The organism is Amycolatopsis tolypomycina, from assembly GCF_900105945.1.
GTDB lineage: Bacteria > Actinomycetota > Actinomycetes > Mycobacteriales > Pseudonocardiaceae > Amycolatopsis > Amycolatopsis tolypomycina.
Genome location: NZ_FNSO01000004.1, coordinates 2,039,399 through 2,064,726, shown reverse-complemented (window position 1 = coordinate 2,064,726; position 25,328 = coordinate 2,039,399). Strand labels below are relative to the sequence as shown.

Genomic DNA, 25,328 nt, shown 5'->3' with positions numbered 1-25,328 from the left:
CGTCGACAGGGGATTACGGTGGCAGCGAAAAAGGGCGCATTGGCCGGGCGGTACCGGCTGCTCGAACCGGCCGGTCACCACCCCGGCGCCGAGGCGTGGCGGGCCAAGGACGAATTGCTCGACCGGTTCGTCGTCGTCGCGCGGCTGCCGCCGGGGTGCCCGTTCGACGCGGCCCATTCCGACCGCGTCCGGGCCAAGGCGATCCGCGACGCCAGGGCGGCGGTCCGGCTGCACCACCCGCACGTGGTCGTCGTGCACGACGTCTTCGAACAGGACCTCACCCCGTACGTGGTGACCGAGGACCTGGCGACCCGCACGCTGGCCGAGCTGGTCGAGCGGCAGGGAAGCTTCCCGCCGGACCGCGTGGCGGCGCTCGGCGCCCAGCTGGCTTCGGCGCTGGCGGCCGCGCACGCGGCGGGCATCCGCCACCGCGGCCTCGGCCCGGACAAGGTGCTCCTCACCGCGGACGGCACGGCCAAGATCGCCGGCTTCGGACTGAGCACCGGCGGCTTCCCCGCCCCGGAGGTGGCCGGCGGCGCGAGCCCTGGCTTCGCCGCCGACGTCTATTCCCTGGGCGCCACGTTGTATTTCGCGCTGGAGGGGCGGGTGCCCGGCACGGCCGTCCCGCCGCGGGCGAGCGGCCCGGTCCTCGACGCCCTGCTACCCCTGGTCCGCCCCGAGCCGGCCACGCGCCCGTCGATGGCCGAAGCCGAGCGGACGCTGACCGGCCTGGCGGTGCCCCGTCCCCCGTCGGTCGCGGAGCCCCGGAGCGGCCGGAACCGCGCGCGGGTCCTGGTGACGGGCACGGTGCTGGTCGTGGCCCTCGGCACGGCGGTGACCACCCGCGCGGCCTTCCGCCGCCTCAGCACCTCCTGACCTCGAGCGCCCCAATGTGGCGTTGGTTGCGCTGAATCAACACTGCGGCGCGGAGCGCCTCCGTTGAGGGTGGTGGTGGGGGCATGGATGGAGCACCGAACGCCACATTGGGTGCGCCCAACGCACCGAACGCCACATTGGGTGCGCCCAACGCACCCAACGCCACATTGAGGTTTTCTCAGTAGCGGCCGTGGTGTTCGTGGTGGGTGAGGACGAGGGCTGCTTGGACGATGTGGCCGATGCGGTGGGGGCAGAGGCTGATGTGGGTCAACGCTCGCCAGCGGGTTTTGAGGAGTGCCATGGCGCGTTCACCCAGGGCCCGGGCTCGGGCGTGCAGCAGGTTGTGGACCCGTTGCCGGGCGTTGAGGGGTGGTTGACCTGCGGTTTTCTTGAACGGGGTGAGGATGCCGATCCCGGCGGGGTGGTAGGCCTTGTCGGCCAGAGTTCTCAGGCCCTGGCCGGCGGCGGCGGTCAGTGCACCGACGATTCCGTGGTCGCGGGCGGCGGAGAGGTCGTTGCGGGAGCCGGGCAGCACCGCCGAGACCCACAGCGGGAACCCGTCCGGGCTGGCCAGGAACTGGATGTTCCCGCCGAAGGCGCGGTGCTTGCCCGAGTACCACAGGTGCACGATCCGGCCACGGTTCTTACCTTTGGTTTTGATCGTGGTCGCCGCGACCCGGTCACACGGGATCAGCGAACCGTCCAGGATCACGTGTGTGTCACCGGCGGTGTGGCGCTCGCGCAGGACCTGATGCAGGTCCGGGGCCTGGGCGGCGAGGGCGGTGATGGCTTCGTGTAGGTAGCGGTAGGCGGTGGCGATGCTGATGCGATGGTCGGCCGCCAGCCGGTGCAGGGGGGTGGCGTCGCGGAACCAGCGCAGCACCAGCACCGCCTGCCAGTACGGGGTCAACGCGCGCCGGCCCCGGCGGGTGCCACGCCGCCGGCGCTCGGTGTGCAGGACACGGGCAACGAACCAGACCAGTTCACGCGCCACATCGAGGGTGGCACCATAATGGATCATGTGGGGCCTCTGGAACCTCGGACTTGATCTTCGCAAATCCAGTCCTACCAGGGGCCCCACCCCTCATCCACACACCACACCGCTACTGAGAAAACCTCATTGGGGCGCTTCCGGCCCCGCGACCGGCCGGCCCGCGACTTACTTCGGCGGCGTGTAATAGCCGCCGTAAGGTGAGCCGTAGGCCGGGGAGAATACGGTCGGTGGTGGCGGGGCCGCCGTTTCCGTCACCGTCCGGGTTCCGGCGAACGTGATCGCGCCCGGGGCCGCCGGAACCCGGACCGACGGCGGCTCCGGATCGCCCTGGACCACGAACGAGACCAGCGCGAACGCGCTCAGCGCGGCCACTCCCGCCGCGCCCGCGATCAGCCACCGCGGGAGGCGGTCGGGACGCGGGGCACCGGTTACCACCGCCTCCCGAGCGCGGGAGTCCGGCGCCGGGGAATTCTCCGCCTGGCACCGCTGAATCAATTCCTGGACCGAAATCTGCCGCCTGGCCGCAGGCGCCGTCGGGCGCGTCAACCGAACCACCTCCACATCCCCACATGCGAACTCTCGCATGTCCCGTCGCGGAGACTAGGAGGTGATCCACTTCTTGTAAATCCCACGATTGCGATGCGCTCGTTATCGCTTCGAAACAACCGGATTCGCATTCCGGCCGTAGCACGGAAGACACGCCGGTGAATTCGACGATTTCACGGCGAGGCGGATTCCGCCACCCCGCCGCAGGATTCGCGCACCACGAGCGTCGGCCACAGCTGCAGCCGGTGCACGGGCCGGCCGGTCGGGTCGGCGAGGCGGGCCAGCGCGAGTTCGGCGGCCACCGCGCCGAGCCGGTGCTTCTGCGGGCACACCGCGGTCAGCGGCGGGTCGGACGCCGCCGCGACCTCGTCGTCGTAGGAGACCACCGCCAGCTCGCCCGGCACCGCGATGCCGCCGTCGCGGGCCCGTTCGATCAGGCCGATGGCCTCGCGGTCGGCGTGCACCAGCAGGGCGCGCACCCCCGCCCGGCGGCAGCGCGCCAGCAACGCGTCGTACTCCCCCGCCCAGCCCGCGGAACCGTAGACCGGGACGTCGAGGTCGAGCGCCGTGTCCAGGCCCAGGGAATCGATCGTCTCGCGCCAGCCGGTGCGCAGCGCGCGGCTGGTCGGGCTGGACCGCGATGTCACGAGCCCGACCCCGCGGTGGCCCAGCGAAACCAGGTGCCGGACGGCCAGCCCGGCACCGAGCGCGTGCGCGGTCGTGGCCGCGTCCAGGGCCAGGGTGGGCAGCTCCGGCGGCGGGACGCGCTCGACGAGGACCGCCGGGACGTTCAGCGACCCCAGCCAGCGCAGCAGGTCCAGCGCGCCGCGCCCGCTGGTGGCCGGCGCGACCAGCAGCGTCTGGACGCCGCGTTCGAGGAGCTTGGTGATCTGGCGGCGGTCCTCCGCCGCGTCGTAGCTGGACGCGCGCAGCACGAGCCGCCCGCCCGCCGCGGCCACGGTGGACTGCGCGCCCTGGACCACCGTCGGCCAGTAGTACTCCACCGACGGCGCGACCATGCCGACCAGCGCGCCGGGCGCGGTCGGCCCGAACACCGACGCGACGCGCCCGGGCTCGGGGTGGCTGCCGCGGGGCCGGGTCAGCGTGACCCCGCCGTGCACGCGCGTCAGCAGCCCGCGGTCGGCCAGCTCGGTGACGTCCCGGCGGACGGTGACCGCGGTGACGCCCAGCCGCTCGACCAGTTCGGTGAGCCGGACCGCGCCGTGTTCGCGCACCAGGGAAAGGATCAGCTGGTGCCGTTCCGAGGCGAGCATCACCGGACCCGCTCCAGCCGGACCCGCGCCGGGCCGTCGTGCACCACCAGGGTGAGCCGGTCGAGGTGCTCGCCCCAGGAGGCCCGCAGCAGCGGGTCGGCCAGCGGGCGGCGTTCGAGCTCCGCGGTGGTGTGCCGCGGGTCCCAGCTCAGCCGCAGCTTCCCCGCCACGACCGCCTCGCCGTCGCCCAGCTCGACGTCGCCGGCGAGCACGTGCCGGAGCCGGACCGGCCGGACGCTGTCGTCGTCGGTCACCAGGACGTGCGGGTGCGGGGCGCGGACCAGCCGCACCGAGCGGATCCAGCGCGGCACGCCGGGGTAGGCGCCGGCGAGGTCCGCGGTGAGCGTGGCCGCGGAGGCGGTGAGCTCCACCCGGACGTCCCGCGCTCCGGACGCCTCCCCCGGCTCCTGCGTGACACCCGGTTCGGGGACGTTGTGCCACTCGCTGCGCAGCGGCCAGGCTCGGTAGCGGTCCGGGCCGAAGCTGGCCGCGGTGTAGGTCGGCTGCCCGACGTCGGCCACCAGCGGCACGCCGTCGACCGCCACCCAGTAGGACCCCACGTCGAGGTGGTTGTGCCGCTCCCCGTTGTGCCCGGCCTTGACCGCGAGCGTCAGCCCGCGCGCCGTGCCCGCCGTCTCCCGGGCGACGAGCACCTGCACCCGCGGCAGCCATTCCTCGCGGGCCAGCCAGGTGCCACCCGGTTCCGCCGTCCGCCAGTCCGGGTCGGTCAGCCCGGTCAGGGCACGGCCGAGACCGGCCTCCGGCCACACGAGCCGGCCACCTTCCCGCGCCCGGCTCACCGCGTGCGCGCAGACCTCGTCGTCGGACAGGCGCCGGCCCCACCGGTACAGGACGTGCCACGGCTGGGCCAGGGGCAGGCGGGCCGGGGCGTCTCCGGCGTTGACGTACGCGTCGCCACCCAGGTGCATCCGGTGTGGGAAGCGGATCAGCTCGGCCGGCAGGGGGAGATCCCCCGTCTCGCCGAGCAGATCGAGGCACTCCAGCAGGCGGCAGGCGCCGTGCCACCAGTAGGCGACGCCTTCGTCGACGCCGCCGTCGTCGGGCAGGACCGCGACGTAGTGCTCGAGCCCTTCGGCCACCAGCCGCACCAGCCGCTCGCGCCGCTCTTCGTCGTCGACGAGCAGCACGGCAGCCGCGAGAACGCCACTGTGGATCCACGGGTTCCAGTTGTGCGCGTCGCCGTCGAGACCGAGCCAGTGCCAGTCGCGGACGCGTTCGAACGGCGTCAGGACGCGGACGTCCACCTCCCGCCGCAAGCGTCTGCGCAGTCCCGGCGCCCGGAGTTCGAGGTGCGGGCCCAGCACGTGATCGGCCCAGGCGAACAGCGAGGCGACCTCGGCCGCGCCCAGGTCGAGGAACGGGTCGCCGGGATCGGCCAGCACTTCCCCGCGCCCGGCCGCGTGCCGGTCGTGGGGTGCCCAGCACCACGTGGTCGCCTCGGCGAGCGCGACCAGCCCGTCGATCGCGCCGTCCAGGAACCGCACCGGCTTCGGCGGCACCTCGCCGGTCAGCACCGCGGCCAGCACCAGCAGCGTCACGCGTTCGCGCAGGGCTCGGGCCGCGTCTTCGTAGTCCGTCCGGACGCCGTCGCGGAAGGTCCTGGCCCACGCCGTCGCCGTCAGGACCGGCGCCGGACGGGCGAGCACGGCCTCGGCTTCGGCGAGGATCGCCGCGCCGTCCACGGCGTCCCAGACCGTGCGGTCGCGCACGTCCGGGACCGGTGGCCGCAGGGCCACGGAACCACCATCCTTCGATCCTGATCGTTTGTGATCGCTTTTGACCTCAAATGTTGACTCGAACTATGACACAGCCCGACAGTGACAGCCATCACTTCCGACGGAGGAGCAATGATGCTTCCGCGATCGGCGGGCCTCACCCGCCGGACATTCCTCACGGCCACGGCCACGGCCACGGCCACGGCCGGGCTCGCGGCCGGCGGGCTGCTCGGCGGCTGCGCGTCGTCGACGACCACCGCATCGGGTGCCACCCGGGTGCGGATCTGGTCCTGGCTCACCGGCATGGACAAGTACGTCGCCGCGTTCAACGCCGCCCACCCGGACATCGCCGTGGAGCTCAACGTGATCGCGTCCGGCCTCAAGGGCGGGTACGCCCAGCAGACGAACGCGCTGCGCGCCCACAACGCCCCGGACATCCTGCACGCCGAGTACCAGGGCCTGCCGCAGCTGCTCACCACCGGCGGCCTGCGCGACCTGACCGACGACCTGGCGGACCTCGAGCGCGGCTACTCCCCCGCCGCCTGGCAGGGCGTCCGGCCGGGTGGGCGCACCTGGGCCGTGCCGATGGACCTCGCCCCGATGGTGCTCTACTACCGCAAGGACCTGTTCGACAAGCACGGCATCGCGGTGCCGCGCACGTGGGCCGAGTTCCGCGCCGCCGCTCAGGCCGTGAAGCAGGCCGACGCGGCGGCGCGCGTGACGACGTTCCCGCTCAACGACGGCTCCTTCTTCGCCGGGATGTGCTGGCAGGCGGGCGATCCGTGGTGGCGGGTCGACGGCGGCTCGTGGCGGGTGAACATCAGCGGCGAAGGCACGCTCCGCACCGCCGACTACTGGCAGGGGATGATCCGCGACGGCCTGGTCGCCACGGCCCCGACCGGCGACCAGGACTGGATCGGCGCCATGCACACCGGCCGGCTCTGGGGCCTGCTGGGCGCGTCGTGGAGCGTCGGTTCGCTGGTGAAGTCCATCCCGCAGGACAAGGGCCGGTGGGCGGTCACCACCATGCCGACCTGGGACGGCGTCCCGGCCAACGGCGTCCAGGGCGGCAGCGCGTTCGCCGTCTCCGCCGAGAGCAAGGTGCCGGACGCCGCCGTGCAGTTCCTGCGCTGGCTGAGCACCGACCCGGCCGTCGCGAAGATCGGCACCACGTTCACCACGCCGTTCCCCGGCTACCTGCCGAGCCGCGACGTCGCCCGGCAGGCGTACAAGGGCGGCTACTTCCTCGGCGCCCCGGTGTACGACGTGCTCGACGAAGCCGCCCTGCGGGTCCCGGACTGGACGTGGGGCCCCAACGCGCTGCGGATCTTCTCCACCGTCGTCGACCGGATGAGCGGGGTGAAGACGGGCGGGTCGACACTGGCCACCGCCGTCCGGCAGACGCAGGCCGACGCCGTCGCCGCGCTGCGCGAGCGCGGGCTGACCGTGCTGGAAGGGAAAGCGTGATGACCGTCCTCACCCCCGAACGCGCCGCGAGCGTGCCGGCCCCGGCGAGGACCGGCACGCCGGCGCCACGCCGCCGTGGCCGCGCCGGCCTGGTGCTGGCGGCGCCGTTCGCGGTCCTGCTGACCGCCACGGTGCTCGTCCCGATCGGCTACGCGCTCTACCTCAGCCTGTTCACCGACCGGCTGTCCGGCCTGGGGTTCTCCGGCCCGGCGCAGGCGTTCATCGCGCTCGGCAACTACGCCGACGTGGTCACCGACAGCGCGTTCCACGCCAGCCTCGGCAACGTGGCGCTGTTCGTGCTGGTGCACATCCCGATCATGCTCGGCCTCGCGCTCGTGCTGGCCCTGCTGGTCGACTCCGCCGTCGTGCGGCTGCGGCGGCTGTGGTCGCTGGCCGTCTTCCTGCCCTACGCGGTCCCGACCGTGATCACCGGGCTCATCTGGGCCTACCTATACAGCCCGAACTCCGGGCTGACCGCGCTGCTGCCGTTCGACCCGCTGGGCAAGACCGGCATCCTGCCCTCGATCGTGAACATCGCGACCTGGCAGTGGGTCGGCTACAACATGATCATCTTCTACACGGCGCTGCAGGCGGTCCCGCGAGACGTCCTCGAGGCCGCGCGCGCCGACGGCGCCGGGGGCTTCCGGACGGCGGTGTCGATCAAGGTCCCGATGATCCGGCCGACGATGTTCGTCGCCCTCGTGTTCACCGTGATCGGCTCCCTGCAGCTGTTCACCGAACCGCTAGTGCTGCGCGGGTTCACCGGATCGGTGACGAGCACCTGGTCCCCGAGCCTGTATGTGTACGAAGCCGCGTTCATCGCCAACGACTACGGCCGCGCGGCCGCCGCGTCCGTGTTGCTGGCCCTCGTTTCCGCCCTGCTCTCGGCGCTGGTCATGCGCCTGTCCAACCGGAGGTCCCGGTGACCGTCTCCCCCGCCGCTTCGCGGTGGACGTCACGCACAGTCGTGCACGTCGTGCTGGTGCTGGCCTCGCTCTACGCGGTCCTCCCGCTGGTCTGGCTGGTCACCTCGGCGACCAAGTCCGTCGGCGACTTCTCCACGACCGGCGCGTTCGAACTCGGGCAGTTCAACCTGGGCACCAACATCCAGGCGCTGTTCACCCAGGAGAACGGCATCTTCCTGAACTGGATCGGCAATTCATTGCTCTACGCCGGCCTCGGCGCGGTGCTCGGCTCGTTCATCTGCGCGGCGTGCGGGTACGCGATCGCGAAGCTCGACTTCCCGGGCCGCCGCGCGCTGTTCGCCGTGACGCTCGCCGGGGTCCTCGTGCCGACGACCGCGCTGGCCCTGCCGCTGTACCTGCTGGCTTCGCAGCTGCACGTGGTCGGGACGTTCTGGGCGGTGTTCATCCCGTTGCTCACCAACCCCTTCGGCGTCTACCTCGCCCGCGTCTACGCCGAAGCCGCGGTGCCCGGCGAGGTCCTGGAGGCGGCCCGCACCGACGGCGCCGGCGAGCTGCGGACGTTCTTCACCATCGGGCTGCCGATGATGCGGCCCGGCCTGGTAACGATCTTCCTGTTCCAGTTCGTCGGGATCTGGAACAACTTCTTCCTGCCGCTGGTGATGCTGACCGACCCGAAGCTGTTCCCGATGAGCCTCGGCCTCTACCAGTGGAGCACGCGCGTGACCCAGTTCCCGCAGTACAACCCGCTCGTCATCACCGGCTCGCTGCTGGCCGTGCTGCCGCTGGTGGTGGCGTTCGTGCTGCTGCACCGGCAATGGCGGTCCGGGCTGGCGGCGGGCAGCGTCAAGTGACGCGGCGCCCCGAGACCCTGCTGGTGATGGCACGGGACACGATGGAGGTGCAGTTCGGCGCCGCGGAGCTGGCCCGGCTGCGCGCCACGGCCCGGCTGGGCGAGCCGCTGTGCACCGACGAGCTCACGTCGGCGGCGGTGCGCGCGCGGCTCGCGGAGGTCGAGGTGCTGATCACGTCGTGGGGATGTCCCCCGCTCGACGAGGAGGTCCTGCGCGCCGCCCCGAACCTGCGGGCGGTGCTGCACGCGGCGGGCAGCGTCCGCGACCACGTCGGCGCGGCGGTCTTCGACCGCGGCCTGCTGGTCACCACGGCCGCCGACGCCAACGCCGAGCCGGTCGCCCAGTACACCCTGGGCGCGATCCTGTGGGCGTTCAAGAAGGTGCCGTTCCTGGCCGCCGACGCCCGGACGGCCCGCGAGGACTGGGGCTACCGCGACCGGCGGGGCGAGCTGTCCGGCCGCGACCGCACGGTGGTCCTGGTGGGCTTCTCCCGCGTCGGCCGCCGGGTCGCGGCCCTGCTGCGACTGCTGGACCTGGCCCGGGTGGTCGTCGTCGACCCGGTGGCCGACCCGGCCGAGATCCGGGCGGCCGGCGCCGAACCGGTCTCCCTGGCGGAAGCCCTGCCCCAGGCGGACGTGCTGAGCCTGCACGCGCCCTCGCTGCCGGAGACCCGGCACATGATCGGCGCGGCCGAGCTGGCCGCCCTGCCGCCCGGCGCGGTGCTGGTCAACACCGCGCGCGGAGCGCTCGTCGACACCACGGCCCTCGAGCAGGCCTGCATCGACGGCCTGCACGCCGTCCTCGACGTCACCGAGCCGGAGCCGCTCCCGGCCGGCTCGCCGCTCTACGACCTGCCGAACGTGGTGCTGACCCCGCACGTGGCGGGTTCGCTGGGGTCGGAGACCCGCCGGATGAGCGCGGAGGCGCTCGGCGAGCTGGAGCGGTACGCCGCGGGCCTGCCGGCCCGGGCGCCGGTGACCCGGCATTCGCTGGCGGTGCAGGCATGACGGCGGCCGACCAGCACGTCATGAAAGAGTCGTTCATGACGTCTGACGCCATGAACGACTCTTTCATGACACCGGCCGCGGCCCCCACACCCCCGGCCGCCCGCACATGAGCGCCGTCGAGGACCGGCGGCTGTCGCCGTACACCGGCTGGACCCGGGCGCACTACGCGGCGCTGGCGGATCGGCTGCTCACCGCGGCCGGCCGGTACCGCTCGCCCGCCGGCGCCCGGATCGACCTGCCCGGCCCGGCCAGCCGCAACGGCCGCGTCTCGGACGGTCTCGAAGGGTTCGCCCGGACATTCCTCATCGCCGGCTTCCGCGTCGCCGGCGAGGGCGGCGCGGATCCGGGCGGGTTCCTCGAGCACTACGCGCGCGGGCTGGCCGCCGGCACCGATCCGGCGTCGCCCGAGGCGTGGCCGCGGCCCGCCGAGCTCGGTCAGTCCAAAGTGGAGGCCGCGTCGATCGCGCTGGTGCTCCAGCTGACCCGGCCGTGGCTGTGGGACCGCCTGGACGACGCCGTCCGCGACCGGGTCGTCGCCTGGCTCGCGACGGTGATCGGGCAGCCCTACCCGCCGATCAACTGGGTGTGGTTCCGGATCGTCGTGGAGTCGTTCCTGCGCGAGGCCGGCGGGCCGTGGTCGGCGGCGGACGTCGAGGAGGACCTCGCCGTGCACGCGTCGCTGCGGCGGCCCGGCGGCTGGCTCAGCGACGGCGACGAACGCGCCTACGACCACTACACGGGCTGGGCCCTGCACCTGTACCCGCTGCTGTGGACGCACTTCTTCGACGTCACCGGCACCCTGTGCCCCGGCTCCCTGCGGCACCGGTGGGCGGCGGACCTGCGCGACTACCTCGACGACGCCGTGCGGCTGGTCGGCAGCGACGGCTCGCCGCTGCTGCAGGGCCGCAGCCTGGTCTACCGGTTCGCGGCGGCGGCGCCGTTCTGGGTGGGGGCGCTGACCGGGACGTCCCGGCTGTCCCCGGGCCTGACCCGCCGGGTGGCGGGCGGGATGGTCCGGCACTTCCCGGCGGACGGCGACGTGCTCACCCTCGGCTGGCACCACGCCTGGCCGGCCATGCGCCAGGCGTACTCCGGGCCGGGTTCGCCGTACTGGGCGGCCAAAGGCCTGCTGGGCCTGGCGATGCCCGCGCACCATCCCGTGTGGACGGACGTCGAGGAGCCCCTGCCGATCGAGACCGGCGACGTCGCCCGCGTCGTCACCGCACCCGGCTGGCTGGTTTCGGGACGGCGTCGCGACGGCATCGCGCTGGTGCTCAACCACGGCACGGACCACGCCCGCCCGGGTGACCCCCGGTCCGATTCGCCGCTCTACGCCCGCCTCGGCTATTCGACGGCGACGTTCCCGACACTCGGTTCCTTGCCCGACAACGCGGTGTACGTGCTGGATCCGGACGGCCGCGCCAGCCACCGGGCGGGCTTCTCGACGTGCTACGCGACGGAACTGCCGGGCGGCGTACTGGCGGCGGCGTCCCAGGGCCGGGTCCGCTGGGTCGACACGTCCGCCGACGACTCGCCCGACCACGGCTCCGGCCGGAGCGGGCCGGTGGTGCCCGGGCCGGTGCTGACGGTGGTTTCGGTGGTCCGCAACGGCGTGGAGGTACGCCTCGCGCGCCTCGACGCCGCTCCGGCCGGTCCCCTGCGGCTGAGCGGCTGGCCGGTGTCGGCGGCGACCCGGCCGTCGACCGGCCCGGGGGTGGCCGCCGCGCGGACACCGGACCTGCGGTCGGCGGTGCGTCCCCTGCGCGGCTTCGCCACGGCGGAGGTGACGGTCGAGTCCGGCACGTCCCCGCTGGGCGAGTGGACGGCGATCCCGTTCGTCGCCACCGACGGGCCGCCGGAGCCGGGAGCCGTGTACGCCGCCGTGGTGGTCCTGGACCGCGGCGGCCCGGACGATCCCGATCCGTCGCTGACGATCGCCGGAGACGGCCGCACTGTCACGCTGGCCTGGCCCGACGGCCTCACCGCCGAGGTCGCCTTGCCCGCCTTCGCGGAGCAACACCCGTGATCAGAAGGTCAACTCGCGTGATCAGGGGGTCAACTCGCGTGATTGAAGGGTCGACACGGCGCGGGCCGGGCGCCACCGCGTGTCGTCCCTCCAGACACGTGTGTCGTCCCTCCAGACACGCGTGTCGTCCCTCCAGACACGCGTGATGCCGCTTTCCCCTACGAATGTCCTATTGACCTCCCCACGCCCATCCTGTTCCATTTTGTTGGGTTCTGTCCGCATCTTGTCGGAACATGGAGGTTCCTCCCGTGCGGCTGCGCGTTCTGAGTGTGGTTCTGTTGGCTCTCGCGGGAACCCTCGTGCCCGCCGGGTCCGGCGACGCGGCAACCGACGACGTCTACTCCTACCTCGAAGACCCGCGGAAGGTCGGCGAAGGCCAGGAGCCGCCGCATGCGTTCCTCGCTCCCTACACCGATGTCGAGTCCGCCGTGCGGGGGCGGGAACAGACGCCGTTCACCCGGACGCTGGACGGGAAGTGGCGGATCGCCATGGCGGACAACCCCGCCCAGGTGCCCGCCGGCTTCCACGCCGCCGGGTACGACACGTCCGCCTGGCGCGAGGTCTCCGTGCCGCACACCTGGCAGACCGACGGCCTCGACCACCCCGTCTTCCGCAACATCGCCACCGAAATCCAGCCGGACGCGCCGCCGAAGGTGCCCCGGGACGTCAACCCCACCGGGGCCTACACCCGGGACTTCGACCTGCCCGCCGGCTGGGACCAGCGGCGCACGACGCTGCGCTTCGACGGCGTCACGTCGGCGTACTTCGTCTGGGTCAACGGCCAGTACATCGGCTACGACCAGGGCGGCTACACCCCGGCGGAGTTCGACATCTCCGCCGCGCTGAAGCCCGGCCCCAACCGGCTGGCCGTCCAGGTGCACCGCTGGAGTGCCGGCGCCTACCTCGAGGACTTCGACCAGTGGCGGTACGCGGGCATCTTCCGCTCGGTCACGCTGACGTCCACGCCCGCCACCCACATCCGGGACGTCACGCTGCGGACCGACCTCGACGCGACCTACACCGACGCCGTGCTGACCGCCGCCGTCGAGGTCGCGCGCAAGCCCGGCGGCGCGACCGGCAAGCACACCGCCGCGCTCAGCCTGCGCGACAAGGCAGGCAAGGAGGTCGCCGCCGTCGCCCAGGACGTCGAGGTCACCGACGCCGGTGCCGCGGTGACCCTGACCGTGCCCGTGCGGAACCCGGCCAAGTGGACCGACGAGACCCCGAACCTGTACACCGCCGTCCTGACGCTCACCGGCCCGGACGGCCGGACCACCCACGTCACCCGCGAAACCACCGGTTTCCGCGAGATCGAGATCCGGGACCGGCAGCTGCTGGTCAACGGCAAGCGCGTGCTGTTCAAGGGCGTCAACCGCGCCGAAACCGACCCCGAGCACGGCCGCCACGTGCCGCGCACGGCGCAGGAACGCGATGTCGCGCTGCTGGAACAGCTCAACGTCAACGCCGTCCGCACCTCGCACTACCCCTCGGACCCGTACTTCTACCGGCTCGCGGACCAGCACGGCCTGTGGATCGACGACGAGGTCGACATCGAGACGCACAACCACGAGAACTGCGCCCGGTGGTGCCAGGCGAACCAGCCCGAGTGGCGGGACGCCTTCCTCGACCGGCTGATCGGCATGGTGGAACGCGACAAGAACCACCCCAGCGTCTTCCTCTGGGACACCGGCAACGAAGCCGGCCTCGGCGCCCACCACTACGCGATGGCCGACTGGCTGCGGGCCAACGACCCGACGCGCCCGATCTACCACCAGTCCAACAATCCCGACGGGGACGCGCCCTTCGCGGACGTCTGGGGCCCGCGGTACCCGTCGCCGGAGAAGTTCGCCGAGCAGGCGAAGAACACGACGAAGCCGCTGATCTTCGGCGAGTACGCGCACGCCATGGGCAACAGCCTCGGCAACTTCCGCGAGTTCTGGGACACCATCTGCGCGAACCCGCAGACCCAGGGCGGGTTCATCTGGGACTGGGCCGAGCAGAACATCCGGCAGCGGGTCCGCACCGTCCCGGACGTGTCGGGCAACGGCATCGCCACCCACCTCTCGGGATTGTCGAGGCTCGTCGACGGCCACCGCGGGAAGGCACTGGAACTGTCCGGTCTGGACGACTTCGCCGAGGTCTACCGCGACCGCAGGCTCGACCTCACCGGCACCGCGCTGACCCTGGACGCCTGGATCAAGCCGGGCAAGTGGACCGGCGAGTTCGGGATCATCACCAAGGGCGACCACCAGTACTCGCTGAAGATGAAGAACGAGCAGACACTGGAGTTCTTCGTCCACAGTGGTACGTGGATCCCGGTGCAGGCGCCGGTGCCCGCCGACTTCTACGGCAACTGGCACCGCGTCACCGGCACCTACGACGGTGCGATGCTGCGGCTGTACATCGACGGCCGCGAGGTCGCGCAGAAGGCGTTCACCGGTCCGATCGACTCCTCGTCGGCCGAGGTGAACATCGGGCGCGACTTCGAAACGTCCTGGAACGACCCCTCGACCATCGGCTGGCTGGGGCGGGGCCTGGTGGACGACGTCCGCATCCACGACCGCGCCCTCACCGCGGCCGAGCTCGCCGGGCCGGAGCCGGCGCAGGGGGCGCTGCTGGCGCTGGACTTCGACAGCGTGACCGAGCGGGGCACGTACCTGTCCTACGGCTCCAGCCTGTCCGGAGTGGACGGACTGATCGGCGCCGACCGCAAGCCCCAGCCGGAAACCACGCAGATGGCGTGGGCCCACCAGCCCCTCCGGTTCGCCTACGCCGACGGCGTGCTGTCGGTGACCAACGAACGCCAGTTCAGCGACACCGGCGACGTCGGCCTCAGGTGGCGTGTCACCGAAGGCGCGAAGACGGTCAAGAGCGGCGAGCAGCCCCTGCGTGTCGCGGCGGCCACGACCGGGCGGATCCCGCTGCCGGTCAAGGCGGGCGACCGCGAGCGCTTCCTCACGGTCGAGGCGGTCGTCAAGCACGCCGGGCCGACCCTGCCCGCGGGGCACGTCCTGGCGCACGACCAGTTCTCGCTCGGCGGCACCCGGGTGCCGGGCCTCGACCGGGCCCCGCTCGACTGGGGCCTGGTGACGGCCCGGGAGACGGCGGACACCGTCACCGCACAGGCCGGCCCGGTCGCCTACCGGGTGGACAAGCGCACCGGCACGCTGACGTCGATGCAGTCCTGGGGCAAGGAGCTCCTCGCCGGCGGACCGAAGCTCGACGCCTGGCGCGCGCCGATCAGCAACGAGACGTTCGCCTGGGGCCGGGCCGAGGGCGAGGACTGGCGCAAGCTCGGCCTCGACCGGCTGCGGACCACCGTCACCGGAGTCCGCGTCGACCGCGCGAGCGGCAGCGTCAGCGTCGTGGTGGACAGCCGGGTGGCCGCGCCGGACGTGGCGAACGCGTGGTTCGACCAGACCATGACGTACACAGTGGACTCGACGGGTGTGCTGCGCCTGGGCCACAAGGTGACGCCGCAGGGCGCGGTGCGCACCCTGAACTACCTGCCGCGCATCGGGGTGTCGCTGGGCGTCCCGGACAGCTTCACGCGGTTCTCCTGGTACGGCCGGACCGCCGAGAGCTACGTCGACCGCACGGACGGCACGCCCATCGCGGTCAACAAGTCCACAGTGGACGAGCAGTACGTCGACTACCACCGCCCGCAGGACCACGGCAACCACACCGACACCCGCTGGGCGCTGCTCACCGACGGACGGCTGTCCGGGCTGCTGGTCAGCGGGATGAAGGACGTCAGCGTCACGCCGTACGACGACCTCGACCGGGCGGCCTACCCGTTCCAGCTCCAGCGGAACAAGGGCTGGTTCACGCTGCACGCCGACCACGCGGCCACCGGCGTGGGCGACACCCCGAACCCGGTGCGGGAGAAGAGCCAGGTGGCGGCCGACGCCACGTACGAGTACACGCTGTCGCTGCGCCCGCTGAGCCTGACCGAGGCGCTGACCGGCCTGCCCGCCGGCAGCTGATCCCCCGCGCGAAGAAGCCGCACCGAGGACAGTCCCCGGTGCGGCTTCTCCGTGCGTACTCAGCCCAGGTCGCCCCGGACCGCGAGCAGCTGCTCGCTCGACAGGTCTTCGCCGATCGCCGCGGACAGGTTCCGGTCGGCGTTCGCGAAGCCGCCGTGGTGGACGGCCACCCGCGCGAACTTGGCCGCGACCTGGTAGTCGACGGCCTTCGTCGCGTTGAATGCGGCCATGGCCGCGTGGAATGCGGCGTCGAGGGTGCAGCCGATCGGCTGAACGACCGACGGCACCTCCAGCGCGGCGATCGAGCCCTGGCCGTTCGCGAATTCTTCGATGCGGGTCACGTTCACTTCATCCATTTCGATTGCGGGAAAATTCCCGGTGGTCAGCGGTTGACGATCGCGTCGATCAGCTGCCGGGCGGACATGTCACCCGGCGAGGTGATCTCGACGGCCGGCACGTCGGCGTGGTAGCCGTGGCCGAAGGCCCGGCGGTACGCCTGGTCCGCCAGGTTGGCGGCCCGCGCCGTCTGGGTCGCCTCCTCGGCGGCGTGCAAGGCCCGCAGGAGGTTGATGCAGCAGCTGGTGGGGTCCTCCGCGGTGGTGAACTCGAGCGGGCCGAGCTGCGACGGCGCGGCGGTCAGGTAACGGGCAACGGCGGTGTCGGAAGAGTTGATTTCGCTCATGGCACCGAGATTAAATTGCCGGATCCCCCGTGACATCCACCGAAACAACGAAACGGGAATGGCGATCGCCGAAGGTTTTTTCCCGCATCGGCGGTCATTCGGCACCGACTTCGGCCGGAACGTCCCGGTTCGCCCGGATCTGCCGGGTGATGCCGACGGTCACCACGATCACGGTCAAGGCGAGGCTGGCCAGCAGCTGCGGCCGGCCGGACGGCGAGAAGAGCATCGCCACGAGCAGGGCCGCCATCGCCGCGATCGACAGCCACGTCAGGTACGGGTAGCCCCACATCCGCAGCGGCAGGCCTGCCGGGTGCGCGGCCTCCAGCCGTCGCCGCATCCGCAGCTGTGTCACGGAGATGGCGAGCCAGATGAACACCGCCAGCGCGCCGGAGGTGTTGAGCAGGAAGCTGAACACCTCCTCGGGCACGAAGTAGTTGAGCACCACCGTGGCGAACCCGACGACCGTCGAGACCAGCACCGCGACCCGCGGGACGCCGCCGGCGGAGATCCGCCCCCACGAGCGGGGCGCGTCGCCGCGGCCCGACAGCGAGAAGGCCATCCGGGACGCGGTGTACAGCCCGGAGTTCAGGCACGACAGGACGGCCGTCAGCACGATCACGTCCATCACCGTCCCCGCGGCCGGCAGCCCGATCAGGTCGAGCACGGCGACGTACGGGCTCTTGCCGACACTGGCGTCGTCGTAGGGCAGCAGCGTCACCACGACCGCGATGGAACCCAAGTAGAACACCAGGATGCGCCACATGATCGAGCGCACGGCGCGGCGGGCGGCGCCGACCGGGTCCGGCGACTCCGACGCCGCGATCGTGGCGATTTCCGCGCCGAAGAAGGAGAAGACGACCACGAAGATCGCCGCGAACACCGGTCCGGCGCCGTGCGGGGCGAACCCGCCGTGGCCGGTGAGGTTGCGCAGCCCCGGCGCCTCGACCCCGGGCAGCAGGCCCGCCACCGCCGCGAGGCCGAGCAGGACGAACACGACGATCGCGGCGACCTTGATCGAGGCGAACCAGAACTCGAACTCGCCGTAGGACTTCACCGAGAACAGGTTGGTCACCGTGAGCACCGCCATCAGCACCAGGACCCACGCCCACTGCGGCAGCAGGGGGATCCAGCGGTGCACGATGGCGGCGCCCGCGGTGGCCTCGACCCCGATGGTGGTCACCCAGAACCACCAGTAGAGCCACCCCACCGAAAAGCCCGCCCAGCGGCCGATGCCCTCCTCGGCGTAGGCCGAGAAGGAGCCCGTCCGCGGGTCGGCGGTCGCCATCTCCCCCAGCATGCGCATGACGAGGATCACGAGCACCCCGGCGAGCGCGTAGGTGATCAGCACGGCGGGGCCGGCGTCCGCGATGGCCTGGCCGGAACCGACGAACAGGCCGGCGCCGATCACCCCGCCGACGGCGATCATCGACAGGTGCCGGGAGCTCAGCGTCCGGGACAGGCCGGGCCCGTCCTCCTTCGGTGGTGCCATCAGGATTCCCCTGTTCTCGAAGCGGCGAAGAGAGCGCCATCACGCTAGGGCCACCGCCGAGCGGCGTTCACTGCGCGAAGGCGGGAAAAACTTCCTCGGATCGAGCGAACCGCGATCGCGCAGCGGGGAATCCGGAAAACGCGGGTTCCGCCCGCGGGCTCACGCCGGGATCGCCGCCAGCCGGGCGTCGATCAGGCCGCGCACGGAACCGGAGCCGATTTCGGGGACGGTGCATTCCGGGTCGTCGCCGAAATGACCGTGGCCGCCGAAATGGTGCGCGGCCGTGACGAGCACCGCACCGGTCGCGAAAGCCGTCGCGACACCCGCCGCCACCGTCGCCGCCACGGCATAGCAGGAAACGGGCTGGACGGGCTGTTCGGCGGCGAATCCGAACTGCCCGCCGCGCGCGTCGATCAGGTCGGCCACCGAGCCACCGGCGACCTCGAGGCCGCGCGGCGCGTCGGCGTCACCGTGGTGCCCGTGGTGCCCGCGGTGGTGGCCGAAGTTGTTGGCCCAGGCGTTGGCGACGTACCCCGCGCAGGCCGCGACCGCGGCACCGGCGCCGACGGCGGCGACCAGCACGGCCGTTTCGCACAGCGTCGGCGCGACCGCGGGGGTGAGGTAGTTGGCGCTCGCGTCGAACTCGGTGGCATCGGCGACGGTGACGACCCGGGACGGTGTGGCCACGGACATGATTCCCTTTCCTGGAAACATTCGGTTTCTCTTTCGTGCGGCAGCGGGAATTCGATTCACCGGCCGCTTTCGCCACGATGACACGGACCGCGCGACGCGGCCAAGCGAGTTCAAGAAGTGTTCACCGTGATTGCCGTGTGCGGTCGGTCACCGCACTTCGCGGATCGGGAAATAGCCCTTCCCCGTCAATCGGTGGATGTGCCGGACGCCGAATGCGCTCTACCGTTTCCGGCACACGGCGACATCCCGTCGACTCCCTGGAGGTACTGTGAGCACGTCAGCCACCATCGAATCCCGCGTTCCCGCGCTCGAGGAGATCGCCCCGCTCGAAATGGGGCTCCCGCAGACCGACAAGGCCTGGTTCCACGCCTTCGCGCACAAGGCCGTCGACGCCTGGGTCAACATCACCGGCGGCCAGGACGGCGTGATCCACCAGCACCCCGACCCCGTCGACTTCGGCGAAGCCGGGGCCGCGAAGTTCTCCCTGGAGGACCTGCTCGAGACCCGCACCCAGCGCGTTTCCTGACACCCGCGCCCCAAGCCGGGCCGGCCGCGGCCGGCCCGGCTTTCGCGCGTGGCCGAAAACCGAGCGGTGCCGGTTCACCGGGCAGCTGCCCCGGGGATCACGGGCGGCACGGGTGACCGTGCCCTGAATCCGGCCGTTCCAGCTCGCGGCGGCGGTGAAGCGCGTGGTGGCGGCGTTGGTGGGCACCCGAACTCGTACGTGCCACCGAACGCACCCGCGGCCGACATCGTGCAGTTGTGCTCGACCTGCGCGCCGCCGCCGAGGCCGCCACGGCGAGCGCGCCGGCCGCGGCCGGCCCGGCGTCCGAGAAGCACGGAACTGCGGTGCGGGTTGCGTTTCCTTCGCAGACCCGTCCGCGTCTCGCGGAATTCCCGCGTCCCCGCGTAACGCGCGCGGCCACCGGGTACCGTGCGCCCGGAGGAGGTGAGCATGCCCTCGATCCGTGACGTCGCCCGGCAGGCGCAGGTGTCCACGGCCACCGCGTCGCGTGCGCTGCGCGGGCTGCCTTCGGTCACCGCCCAGACCCGGGCGCGGGTCGAGCGGGCGGCGGCCGAACTCGACTACGTGATCCCGTTCAACGCCTCCAGCCTGGCGTCGGGGCGGACCAACTCGGTCGGGATCGTGGTGCCGTACGTGTCACGGTGGTTCTTCGGCACGGTGATCGCCGGTGCCGAGGCGGTGCTGCGCGAAGCCGGCCTGGACCTGGTCGTCTACGGCGTGCCCGACGCGGCGGCCCGAGCCCGCTTCTTCGACCGGCTGCCGGTGCGCCGCCGGGTCGACGCGGTGCTGGTCCTGTCCCTGCCGCTGACGGCCGCGGAAGCCGAGGCGCTGCGGGCGTTGCGGGTCCCGGTGGTCCTGGTCGGCAGCACCGCCGACGGCATCCCCTCGGTCCGCATCGACGATCTCGCCGCGGCGGCACAGGCGGTGCGGCACCTGACCGGGCTCGGGCACCGCCGGATCGGCCTGCTCGGGGAGACCGATCCCCCGCCCCACGGGTTCACCACCCCCGGCCGGCGCCGGAACGGCTACCTGCGCGCGCTGGCGGAAGCCGGGATCGAGCCGGAGCCCGCCCTGGAGGCGGCCGGCGGCTTCACCGCCGCCGCCGGCGAAACGGCCATGGCGCGCCTGCTCGCCCTGCCGTCCCCGCCGACCGCGGTGTTCGCGATGTCCGACGAAATGGCCTTCGGCGCGTTGAAGACCCTCCGCCGCGCCCGGGTCGGAATCCCGGCGGAGGTGTCGGTGATCGGCTTCGACGACCACGAACTCGCGGGCGCGCTCGACCTCACGACGATCGCGCAACCGGTGACCGCACAGGGGGAACGCGCGGCCCTGCTGCTGCTCGACCAGCTGCACGACCGGCCACCGGCCACGGATGTGGTGCTCGGCACGGAACTGGTCCGGCGGGGCAGCACCGGACCGGCACCCGCGGCGAGGTGAACGCGGCGGCCGTCCGCGTATTTCGGACGGCACCGGGCCTTCTCCGCGCATCTTCCCGAATTCCGCGCAGGAAAGCCCGGCCACGCCGGTGCAACGCTTACACTGACCGCGGCGGCGATCGTCGCCGTCCGATGCGCATCCTCGGCCGGGAAAGGGACTCCACGCTCGATGTCCGCTCAAAGAGCAGTCAGGTGAACGGCCTCCGCGCCGAAATCTGGAGCCGGCTGGCCGTCGAAATCGAGCAGGGACCGCCCGCGCGGCGGAAGAAGGCGCACGACCTCGCCACCATGGCCATCTCCTTGCTGTGCGAGGACATCGAAGCCGGCACCCGCACCGAGTGGGACGAGCGCCGGATCGCCGCGGCGCGGACCATGGGCAACGGCTGTGCCGCCGCCGGCTGGCCGCTCGACGAGGTGCTCGAACTGCTGGGCCGGGCGGGCGAGGAGACGGTGGCCGTGCTGGCGGCCACGCCAGGGACCGCCGCCGGCCGGCTCAAGGCGCTGGCCGAGACGTGCAACCGCTTCCTGCGGGAACTGCTGCGCGGCTACCAGGAAACGACGCTCGCCGTGGCGTCCCCGCGGTCCGCGGCGCACGACGACGCGGTGGCGCTCCTCCGCGGCGACGCGGCGACCGACCAGGGCCGGTTCGCGCCGGCCTACGCCGTGCTGGCGTTCCGGACCGTCTCGGCGTCCACAGTGGACGAGTCCGTGTTCGGCGAACCGGGCACCGGTGTGCTCACCGCGTTGTGCGAACACGGCGGTTACGTGCTGGTGCCGGCCGGCGACGAGGAAACCGGCTTCGCCCGGTGCGCCGGCCTGCACGCGGCCCTCCCGGAGAAGACCTGGGCGGGCGTCTCGTGGCAGAAGACCGGGCGGCTGCCGGCGGGGCGGGCCGAGGCGTTGGACGTGGTGACGGCGGCGCTGGCGGCCCGGCGGCCGCCGGGGTGCTACCTGCTCGGCGACGTGCTGGTGGAGTACGCCGTGCTGACCCAGCGGCCGGTGGCCGACCTGCTCGTCGCCAAGATCGAGCCGATCACGCGCAACGAGGTCCTGCTCGAAACCCTGCGCGCGCTCCTGGCCGCCGACGGCAACCGGTCCAAGGCCGCGACCGCGCTGATCATCCACCGCAGCACCCTGGACTACCGGCTGCAGCGCATCGAACAGCTGACGGGCTACGACCCGACGTCGCTGCGCCAGCTGCACATCCTCAGCACGGCCCTCACGGCACACGAGGCGACCACCACCCCGCCCCCGCCGTTGCCGCTCGAAGAATCCGATTGACGGCCGCCGATCTCGTTCATCCGGTCGATGTGCCACCCGGAAACCGGATGCTCTGCTGTTCCGGAACACCCGGCATCGCCGGGAAGGAACGGTATTCCGGAGGTCTGCATGAACAAGGTGGAAGCTTTTCTCGCCGCGGCGCACCCGGCCGGCCCGGAGCCGCTGACGGTGGTCCAGGCTGCTCCGGTGGTGGGGTGCACCGTCGACGTCGCCGAAGGCGCCGCGCTCGGCTTCGTCTGGATCGCCCGTGCGGCGCAGCGGGCGCACGCGGCCGGCCGCGCGGTCGCCACCGCCACCCGCGACATCGGGTTCCACCCCGGCTCGTCCGCGCCCGCCGCGGGCGGAGCCGGTGCGCACGGCGCCGGTCTGCCGGCGCACCAGCTCATCGACCTGCTGGCGGGCCTGTCCTGAACGACGGCCCGTGTTCGCGGCGTTCAGCGGCCGAAGGCGGCGACGTTGTCGCGGGCCCAGTCGGCGAAGGTGAGCGCGGGACGGCCCAGGAGGTCCTCGACGGTGCCGGTGGTCGGGCCGGGACGCTCGCTGTAGTCGGCCAGGGAGCCGAGCAGGCGGGCGGGGACCTCTTCGGGCAGCCCCTGCGCGAGCATGCCCTGCCGGACCTGCTCGGGCGGGAGCTCCTGGAAGGACAGTGCCCGCCCGAGCGCGGCGCCGATGAGCCGCACTTTCTCGTGCTGGTCCAGCGATTGCGGCCCGGTCAGCGTGTACGCGGTTCCTCCCGGGAGCTTGCCGCGGAGGGCTTGGACGGCGACCGCGGCGATGTCGGCCTCGTGGATCGGCGAGCTGGCCGCCCGGCCGTACGCGCCGCGCACCACGTCGCCCGCCTTGAGCTGGGGCGCCCAGGCCAGCGCGTTGGCGGCGAAGTCGGCCAGGCGCAGCACCGTCCACTCCAGACCGGACTGGGTGACGAGGTCCTCGGCCGCCTTGAACCGGGCGGCGAACCGCGGCTCGCCGGCCGGGTACGCCACGGTGGTCGCCGACAGGAGCACCACCCGCCGCACCCCGTGCTTGACGGCCAGCTTCAGCAGTTCGTCGAGGCCGGGCCCGGTCGCGCGCGGGCTGATCTGGACCGCTTCGACCCCGTCGAGGGCCGGCTCGATCCACTCCGGGTGGCACAGGTCGCCCCGGACGGTTTTCGCGGCGCCGGGGACCGGCGTGCCGCGGGTGACCGCGACACCTTCGTCCGGCAGCAGTTCCAGCACCCGGCGTCCGACGACGCCGTTGGCTCCGGTGAGCAGGATCATGGTGATCGTTCCTTTCCGGGGACGAGGTCAGGCAGCGGTCGGGAGCGAGTCTTGGGCCACGACCACGCGGTGGCGCCGCACCGGGGCCAACGAGGTCGGGTGCGAGATGCTCCACGCCGCGGACTTGCAGACGAGCTCCTTGACGCGCGCGGCGGTCTTGCCGGTGAGGGCGGACGGCTTCGGCCGGTCGTCCGGGGTCACCCACTGCACGAGGGCGTCGCGGCGGCCGAGGCTGATGCACTGGCCGCTGTAGCCGATCTTGTTCTCCGGGAGCGGGCGCCCGGTCAGCCGGGCGGCGATGGCGTCGGCCGCCTGGTACGCCGTGGGCACGCCCGAGGCGCAGGACATCCGCAGCGGCGCACCGCTCCCGCCGCGGGCGAACGCGGCGTCGCCGACGGCGTAGACGTCGGCGTGCGAGACCGACCGCATCGTGTCGTCGACGACGATCTGCCCGGTCTCGGCGACCTCCAGCGTCGTGGCCGCGGCGATCGGGTGCACGGCGAACCCGGCCGTCCAGACGGTCACGTCGGCCGGGATCGTGCGGCCGTCGATGGTCACCGCGGCGCCCGGCTCGACGCCGGTGATGCCGGTGTTCTCGTGCACGGTGATGCCGAGCCGGTCGAACGTCCTGCGCAGGTGGCGCTGCCCCTTCTCGCTCAGCCAGTCACCGAGGCCGGCGCGGGCGGCGAGGGCGACGTCGAGGTCCGGGCGGGCTTCGGCGATCTCGGTGACGGCTTCGATGCCGGTGAGGCCGCCGCCGACGACCAGCACGGTCCCGCCCGCGGCGAGCTCGGCCAGGCGCGCCCGCAGCCGCAGCGCGGCCTGCTTGCCGGCGATGTGGTGGGCGTGCTCGGCGACGCCCGGCACGCCGCTGTCGCCGACGGTGCTGCCGAGGGCGTAGACGAGCGTGTCGTAGGCGATCGCGTCGCCGTCAGCGAGGGCGACGGTCTTCCGGTCGGCGTCGACGGCGGCGACCTGCGCGATCCGCACCTGCACCCCGGTGCCCGCGAAGACGTCGGTCAGCAGGCGGGGCTTGAGGTCCTGGCCGGTCGCCAGCTGGTGCAGGCGGACGCGCTCGACGAACTCGGGGTCGGCGTTGACGAGCGTGATCTCGGTGTCGGCGGGGTGCAGCCGCTTGGCGAGGCGCCCGGCCGCGTTGGCTCCGGCGTATCCGGCCCCGAGAACGACGATGCGGTGCTTCATGGTTTTGCTCCTGTCCGGTCGGTCTGTGCTCCCTGAACCGGACAGCGGCGCGAAACCTGACAGCAGCTCGGTGTGACCTGAGTCACCAGTTACCGGCGAGCGGCTCCCCGTGGTCGGCGCCGGCCCACCCGCGCATCGCGCGTTCGAGCTTGGCGGGGTTCGCCTGGGCGTGGACGGCCGCGATGCCGTCTTCGGTGACGTCCAGCGTGAAGACGCCGGCGATCCGCTCGCCGGCCACCATGACCAGCGCGGGCATCCCGTTGGCGACCGCCGCGTAGAGGTCGGGACGGCCGCCGACCAGCTCCCACTTGGCCTCGGTGGGCGTGAAGAGCGTGCGCAGGAACCGCGCCACCCGCAGGGCACCGGTGATCGGCCGCCGCACCGAGAGGACAACGCCGCCGCCGTCGCCGATGCTGACGGCGTCGTCGGCGAGCAGCTTGACGAGGGAGTCGGTCCGCCCGCTGAGGGCCGCGGCGAGGAACTCCTCGACGATCTTGCGGGCGGCGGCCGCGTCGACCTCGACCCGGCGCCGGTCGGCGGCCAGGTGCTGCTTGGCCCGCCGGTGGATCTGCTGGCAGTTCGCCTCGGTGAGGTCGAGGACCTCGGCGATCTCGCCGTGCGAGTACCCGAACGCCTCGCGCAGCACGTACACGACGCGTTCCCTGGCCGAAAGCCGCTCCATCAGCGTGAGCATCGCCATCGAGACCGATTCCCGCTGTTCGACCGTGTCGGACGGGCCCAGCATCCGGTCGCCGGCGAAGACCGGCTCCGGCAGCCACTGGCCGACGTAGGTCTCCCGCCGCGCCCGCGCCGAGGTGAGCCGGTTGAGGCAGAGGTTGGTGAGCACCTTCGTCAGCCACGCCTCGGGGGTCTCGATGTGGTCGCGGTCGGCGGACTGCCAGCGCAGGAAGGTGTCCTGCACGGCGTCTTCGGCGTCGGTCGCCGAACCCAGCAGCCGGTAGGCGATGGCTTCCAGCCTCGCCCTGGCGCTCTCGAACACCTCGACCTCGTGCACACCGACCGACATGGCACCAGTCAACCATTCACGAGGGGCGCGCGGGCGGGTGCGG

General features: G+C 72.5%; 22 protein-coding genes. 11 read left to right on the top strand and 11 right to left on the bottom strand.

What is annotated here, in order from left to right:
* The first annotated feature begins 18 nt into the window (after positions 1–18).
* On the top strand, positions 19–876 hold the full coding sequence (locus tag BLW76_RS19975) for a protein kinase domain-containing protein (RefSeq protein ID WP_244170222.1): 858 nt from the start codon (positions 19–21) through the stop codon (positions 874–876).
* A gap of 178 nt (positions 877–1,054) precedes the next feature.
* On the opposite strand, the gene BLW76_RS19970 is transcribed toward BLW76_RS19975, so the two are convergent.
* From BLW76_RS19970 to BLW76_RS19955, 4 genes are all read right to left on the bottom strand, one after another.
* The gene (locus tag BLW76_RS19970) at positions 1,055–1,897 is read right to left on the bottom strand and encodes an HARBI1 family protein (protein ID WP_091309608.1); all 843 of its coding nucleotides are present in this window, start codon (positions 1,895–1,897) and stop codon (positions 1,055–1,057) included.
* Between the two features lie 138 nt (positions 1,898–2,035).
* Positions 2,036–2,305 (bottom strand): hypothetical protein, encoded by a 270-nt coding sequence (locus tag BLW76_RS19965; protein WP_091309605.1) that lies wholly within the window; start codon positions 2,303–2,305, stop codon positions 2,036–2,038.
* A gap of 284 nt (positions 2,306–2,589) precedes the next feature.
* Entirely contained in the window at positions 2,590–3,690 is a 1,101-nt protein-coding gene (locus tag BLW76_RS19960; RefSeq protein ID WP_244170221.1) for a substrate-binding domain-containing protein, read from the bottom strand.
* A complete protein-coding gene (locus BLW76_RS19955) occupies positions 3,690–5,447 on the bottom strand; it encodes a heparinase II/III family protein (RefSeq protein ID WP_091309600.1) in 1,758 nt (585 codons plus the stop codon). The genes BLW76_RS19960 and BLW76_RS19955 overlap by 1 nt, the downstream gene beginning before the upstream one ends.
* 114 nt (positions 5,448–5,561) lie before the next feature.
* Here BLW76_RS19955 and BLW76_RS19950 point away from each other — a divergent pair, with 114 nt between their 5' ends.
* The 6 genes from BLW76_RS19950 to BLW76_RS19925 all read left to right on the top strand — a co-directional run bounded on the left by BLW76_RS19950 (position 5,562) and on the right by BLW76_RS19925 (position 15,689).
* Entirely contained in the window at positions 5,562–6,893 is a 1,332-nt protein-coding gene (locus BLW76_RS19950) for an ABC transporter substrate-binding protein (RefSeq protein WP_244170220.1), read from the top strand.
* Entirely contained in the window at positions 6,893–7,819 is a 927-nt protein-coding gene (locus BLW76_RS19945; protein WP_091309596.1) for a carbohydrate ABC transporter permease, read from the top strand. The genes BLW76_RS19950 and BLW76_RS19945 overlap by 1 nt, the downstream gene beginning before the upstream one ends.
* Positions 7,820–7,860: 41 nt before the next feature.
* On the top strand, positions 7,861–8,670 hold the full coding sequence (locus BLW76_RS19940; protein ID WP_091319595.1) for a carbohydrate ABC transporter permease: 810 nt from the start codon (positions 7,861–7,863) through the stop codon (positions 8,668–8,670).
* Positions 8,667–9,677, top strand: a complete 1,011-nt coding sequence (locus BLW76_RS19935; protein ID WP_091309593.1) for a hydroxyacid dehydrogenase — start codon at positions 8,667–8,669, stop codon at positions 9,675–9,677. Before BLW76_RS19940 ends, BLW76_RS19935 begins: the two co-directional genes overlap by 4 nt.
* Before the next feature lie 106 nt (positions 9,678–9,783).
* Positions 9,784–11,703 (top strand): DUF2264 domain-containing protein, encoded by a 1,920-nt coding sequence (locus BLW76_RS19930; RefSeq protein ID WP_091309590.1) that lies wholly within the window; start codon positions 9,784–9,786, stop codon positions 11,701–11,703.
* A 269-nt stretch (positions 11,704–11,972) separates the two neighbouring features.
* Positions 11,973–15,689 carry a glycoside hydrolase family 2 TIM barrel-domain containing protein gene (locus tag BLW76_RS19925; RefSeq protein ID WP_244170219.1) on the top strand — a complete coding sequence of 1,239 codons (3,717 nt, stop codon included), beginning with the start codon at positions 11,973–11,975 and terminating at the stop codon, positions 15,687–15,689.
* A 59-nt stretch (positions 15,690–15,748) separates the two neighbouring features.
* Here BLW76_RS19925 and BLW76_RS19920 read toward each other — a convergent pair whose 3' ends face one another.
* The 4 genes from BLW76_RS19920 to BLW76_RS19905 all read right to left on the bottom strand — a co-directional run bounded on the left by BLW76_RS19920 (position 15,749) and on the right by BLW76_RS19905 (position 18,553).
* Entirely contained in the window at positions 15,749–16,030 is a 282-nt protein-coding gene (locus BLW76_RS19920) for a hypothetical protein (RefSeq protein WP_143060652.1), read from the bottom strand.
* 41 nt (positions 16,031–16,071) lie between these two features.
* The gene (locus tag BLW76_RS19915) at positions 16,072–16,371 is read right to left on the bottom strand and encodes a hypothetical protein (protein ID WP_091309583.1); all 300 of its coding nucleotides are present in this window, start codon (positions 16,369–16,371) and stop codon (positions 16,072–16,074) included.
* A gap of 94 nt (positions 16,372–16,465) precedes the next feature.
* Entirely contained in the window at positions 16,466–17,860 is a 1,395-nt protein-coding gene (locus BLW76_RS19910; RefSeq protein ID WP_091309581.1) for an amino acid permease, read from the bottom strand.
* Positions 17,861–18,019: 159 nt separating this feature from the next.
* A complete protein-coding gene (locus BLW76_RS19905) occupies positions 18,020–18,553 on the bottom strand; it encodes a hypothetical protein (protein WP_091309579.1) in 534 nt (177 codons plus the stop codon).
* A gap of 268 nt (positions 18,554–18,821) precedes the next feature.
* Here BLW76_RS19905 and BLW76_RS19900 point away from each other — a divergent pair, with 268 nt between their 5' ends.
* From BLW76_RS19900 to BLW76_RS19885, 4 genes are all read left to right on the top strand, one after another.
* Positions 18,822–19,079: a hypothetical protein gene (locus BLW76_RS19900; protein WP_091309577.1), complete on the top strand. Its 258-nt coding sequence runs from the start codon at positions 18,822–18,824 to the stop codon at positions 19,077–19,079.
* A 429-nt stretch (positions 19,080–19,508) separates the two neighbouring features.
* Complete coding sequence (locus BLW76_RS19895; protein WP_091309575.1) at positions 19,509–20,516, top strand: LacI family DNA-binding transcriptional regulator; 1,008 nt, start codon at positions 19,509–19,511, stop codon at positions 20,514–20,516.
* A gap of 191 nt (positions 20,517–20,707) precedes the next feature.
* Positions 20,708–21,796, top strand: a complete 1,089-nt coding sequence (locus BLW76_RS19890) for a PucR family transcriptional regulator (protein ID WP_091309572.1) — start codon at positions 20,708–20,710, stop codon at positions 21,794–21,796.
* Between the two features lie 108 nt (positions 21,797–21,904).
* Positions 21,905–22,207, top strand: coding sequence for a hypothetical protein (locus BLW76_RS19885; RefSeq protein ID WP_091309571.1), 303 nt, complete (start codon positions 21,905–21,907; stop codon positions 22,205–22,207).
* A 23-nt stretch (positions 22,208–22,230) separates the two neighbouring features.
* Here BLW76_RS19885 and BLW76_RS19880 read toward each other — a convergent pair whose 3' ends face one another.
* The 3 genes from BLW76_RS19880 to BLW76_RS19870 form a co-directional block, all read right to left on the bottom strand.
* Positions 22,231–23,055, bottom strand: coding sequence for an NAD(P)H-binding protein (locus BLW76_RS19880; protein WP_091309568.1), 825 nt, complete (start codon positions 23,053–23,055; stop codon positions 22,231–22,233).
* 27 nt (positions 23,056–23,082) lie between these two features.
* On the bottom strand, positions 23,083–24,258 hold the full coding sequence (locus BLW76_RS19875) for an NAD(P)/FAD-dependent oxidoreductase (RefSeq protein WP_091309565.1): 1,176 nt from the start codon (positions 24,256–24,258) through the stop codon (positions 23,083–23,085).
* A gap of 82 nt (positions 24,259–24,340) precedes the next feature.
* Entirely contained in the window at positions 24,341–25,285 is a 945-nt protein-coding gene (locus BLW76_RS19870) for an RNA polymerase sigma-70 factor (protein WP_091309563.1), read from the bottom strand.
* Between the last annotated feature and the right edge of the window lie 43 nt (positions 25,286–25,328).

Bases quoted from the DNA above. Each gene is read 5' to 3' on its own strand.
- BLW76_RS19930 (WP_091309590.1), top strand. From the start codon at position 9,784: ATGAGCGCCGTCGAGGACCGGCGGCTGTCGCCGTACACCGGCTGGACC.
- BLW76_RS19895 (WP_091309575.1), top strand. From the start codon at position 19,509: ATGCCCTCGATCCGTGACGTCGCCCGGCAGGCGCAGGTGTCCACGGCC.
- BLW76_RS19945 (WP_091309596.1), top strand. From the start codon at position 6,893: ATGACCGTCCTCACCCCCGAACGCGCCGCGAGCGTGCCGGCCCCGGCG.
- BLW76_RS19870 (WP_091309563.1), bottom strand. From the start codon at position 25,285: ATGTCGGTCGGTGTGCACGAGGTCGAGGTGTTCGAGAGCGCCAGGGCG.
- BLW76_RS19950 (WP_244170220.1), top strand. From the start codon at position 5,562: ATGCTTCCGCGATCGGCGGGCCTCACCCGCCGGACATTCCTCACGGCC.
- BLW76_RS19910 (WP_091309581.1), bottom strand. From the start codon at position 17,860: ATGGCACCACCGAAGGAGGACGGGCCCGGCCTGTCCCGGACGCTGAGC.
- BLW76_RS19960 (WP_244170221.1), bottom strand. From the start codon at position 3,690: ATGCTCGCCTCGGAACGGCACCAGCTGATCCTTTCCCTGGTGCGCGAA.
- BLW76_RS19915 (WP_091309583.1), bottom strand. From the start codon at position 16,371: ATGAGCGAAATCAACTCTTCCGACACCGCCGTTGCCCGTTACCTGACC.
- BLW76_RS19905 (WP_091309579.1), bottom strand. From the start codon at position 18,553: ATGTCCGTGGCCACACCGTCCCGGGTCGTCACCGTCGCCGATGCCACC.
- BLW76_RS19970 (WP_091309608.1), bottom strand. From the start codon at position 1,897: ATGATCCATTATGGTGCCACCCTCGATGTGGCGCGTGAACTGGTCTGG.
- BLW76_RS19880 (WP_091309568.1), bottom strand. From the start codon at position 23,055: ATGATCCTGCTCACCGGAGCCAACGGCGTCGTCGGACGCCGGGTGCTG.
- BLW76_RS19875 (WP_091309565.1), bottom strand. From the start codon at position 24,258: ATGAAGCACCGCATCGTCGTTCTCGGGGCCGGATACGCCGGAGCCAAC.
- BLW76_RS19885 (WP_091309571.1), top strand. From the start codon at position 21,905: ATGAACAAGGTGGAAGCTTTTCTCGCCGCGGCGCACCCGGCCGGCCCG.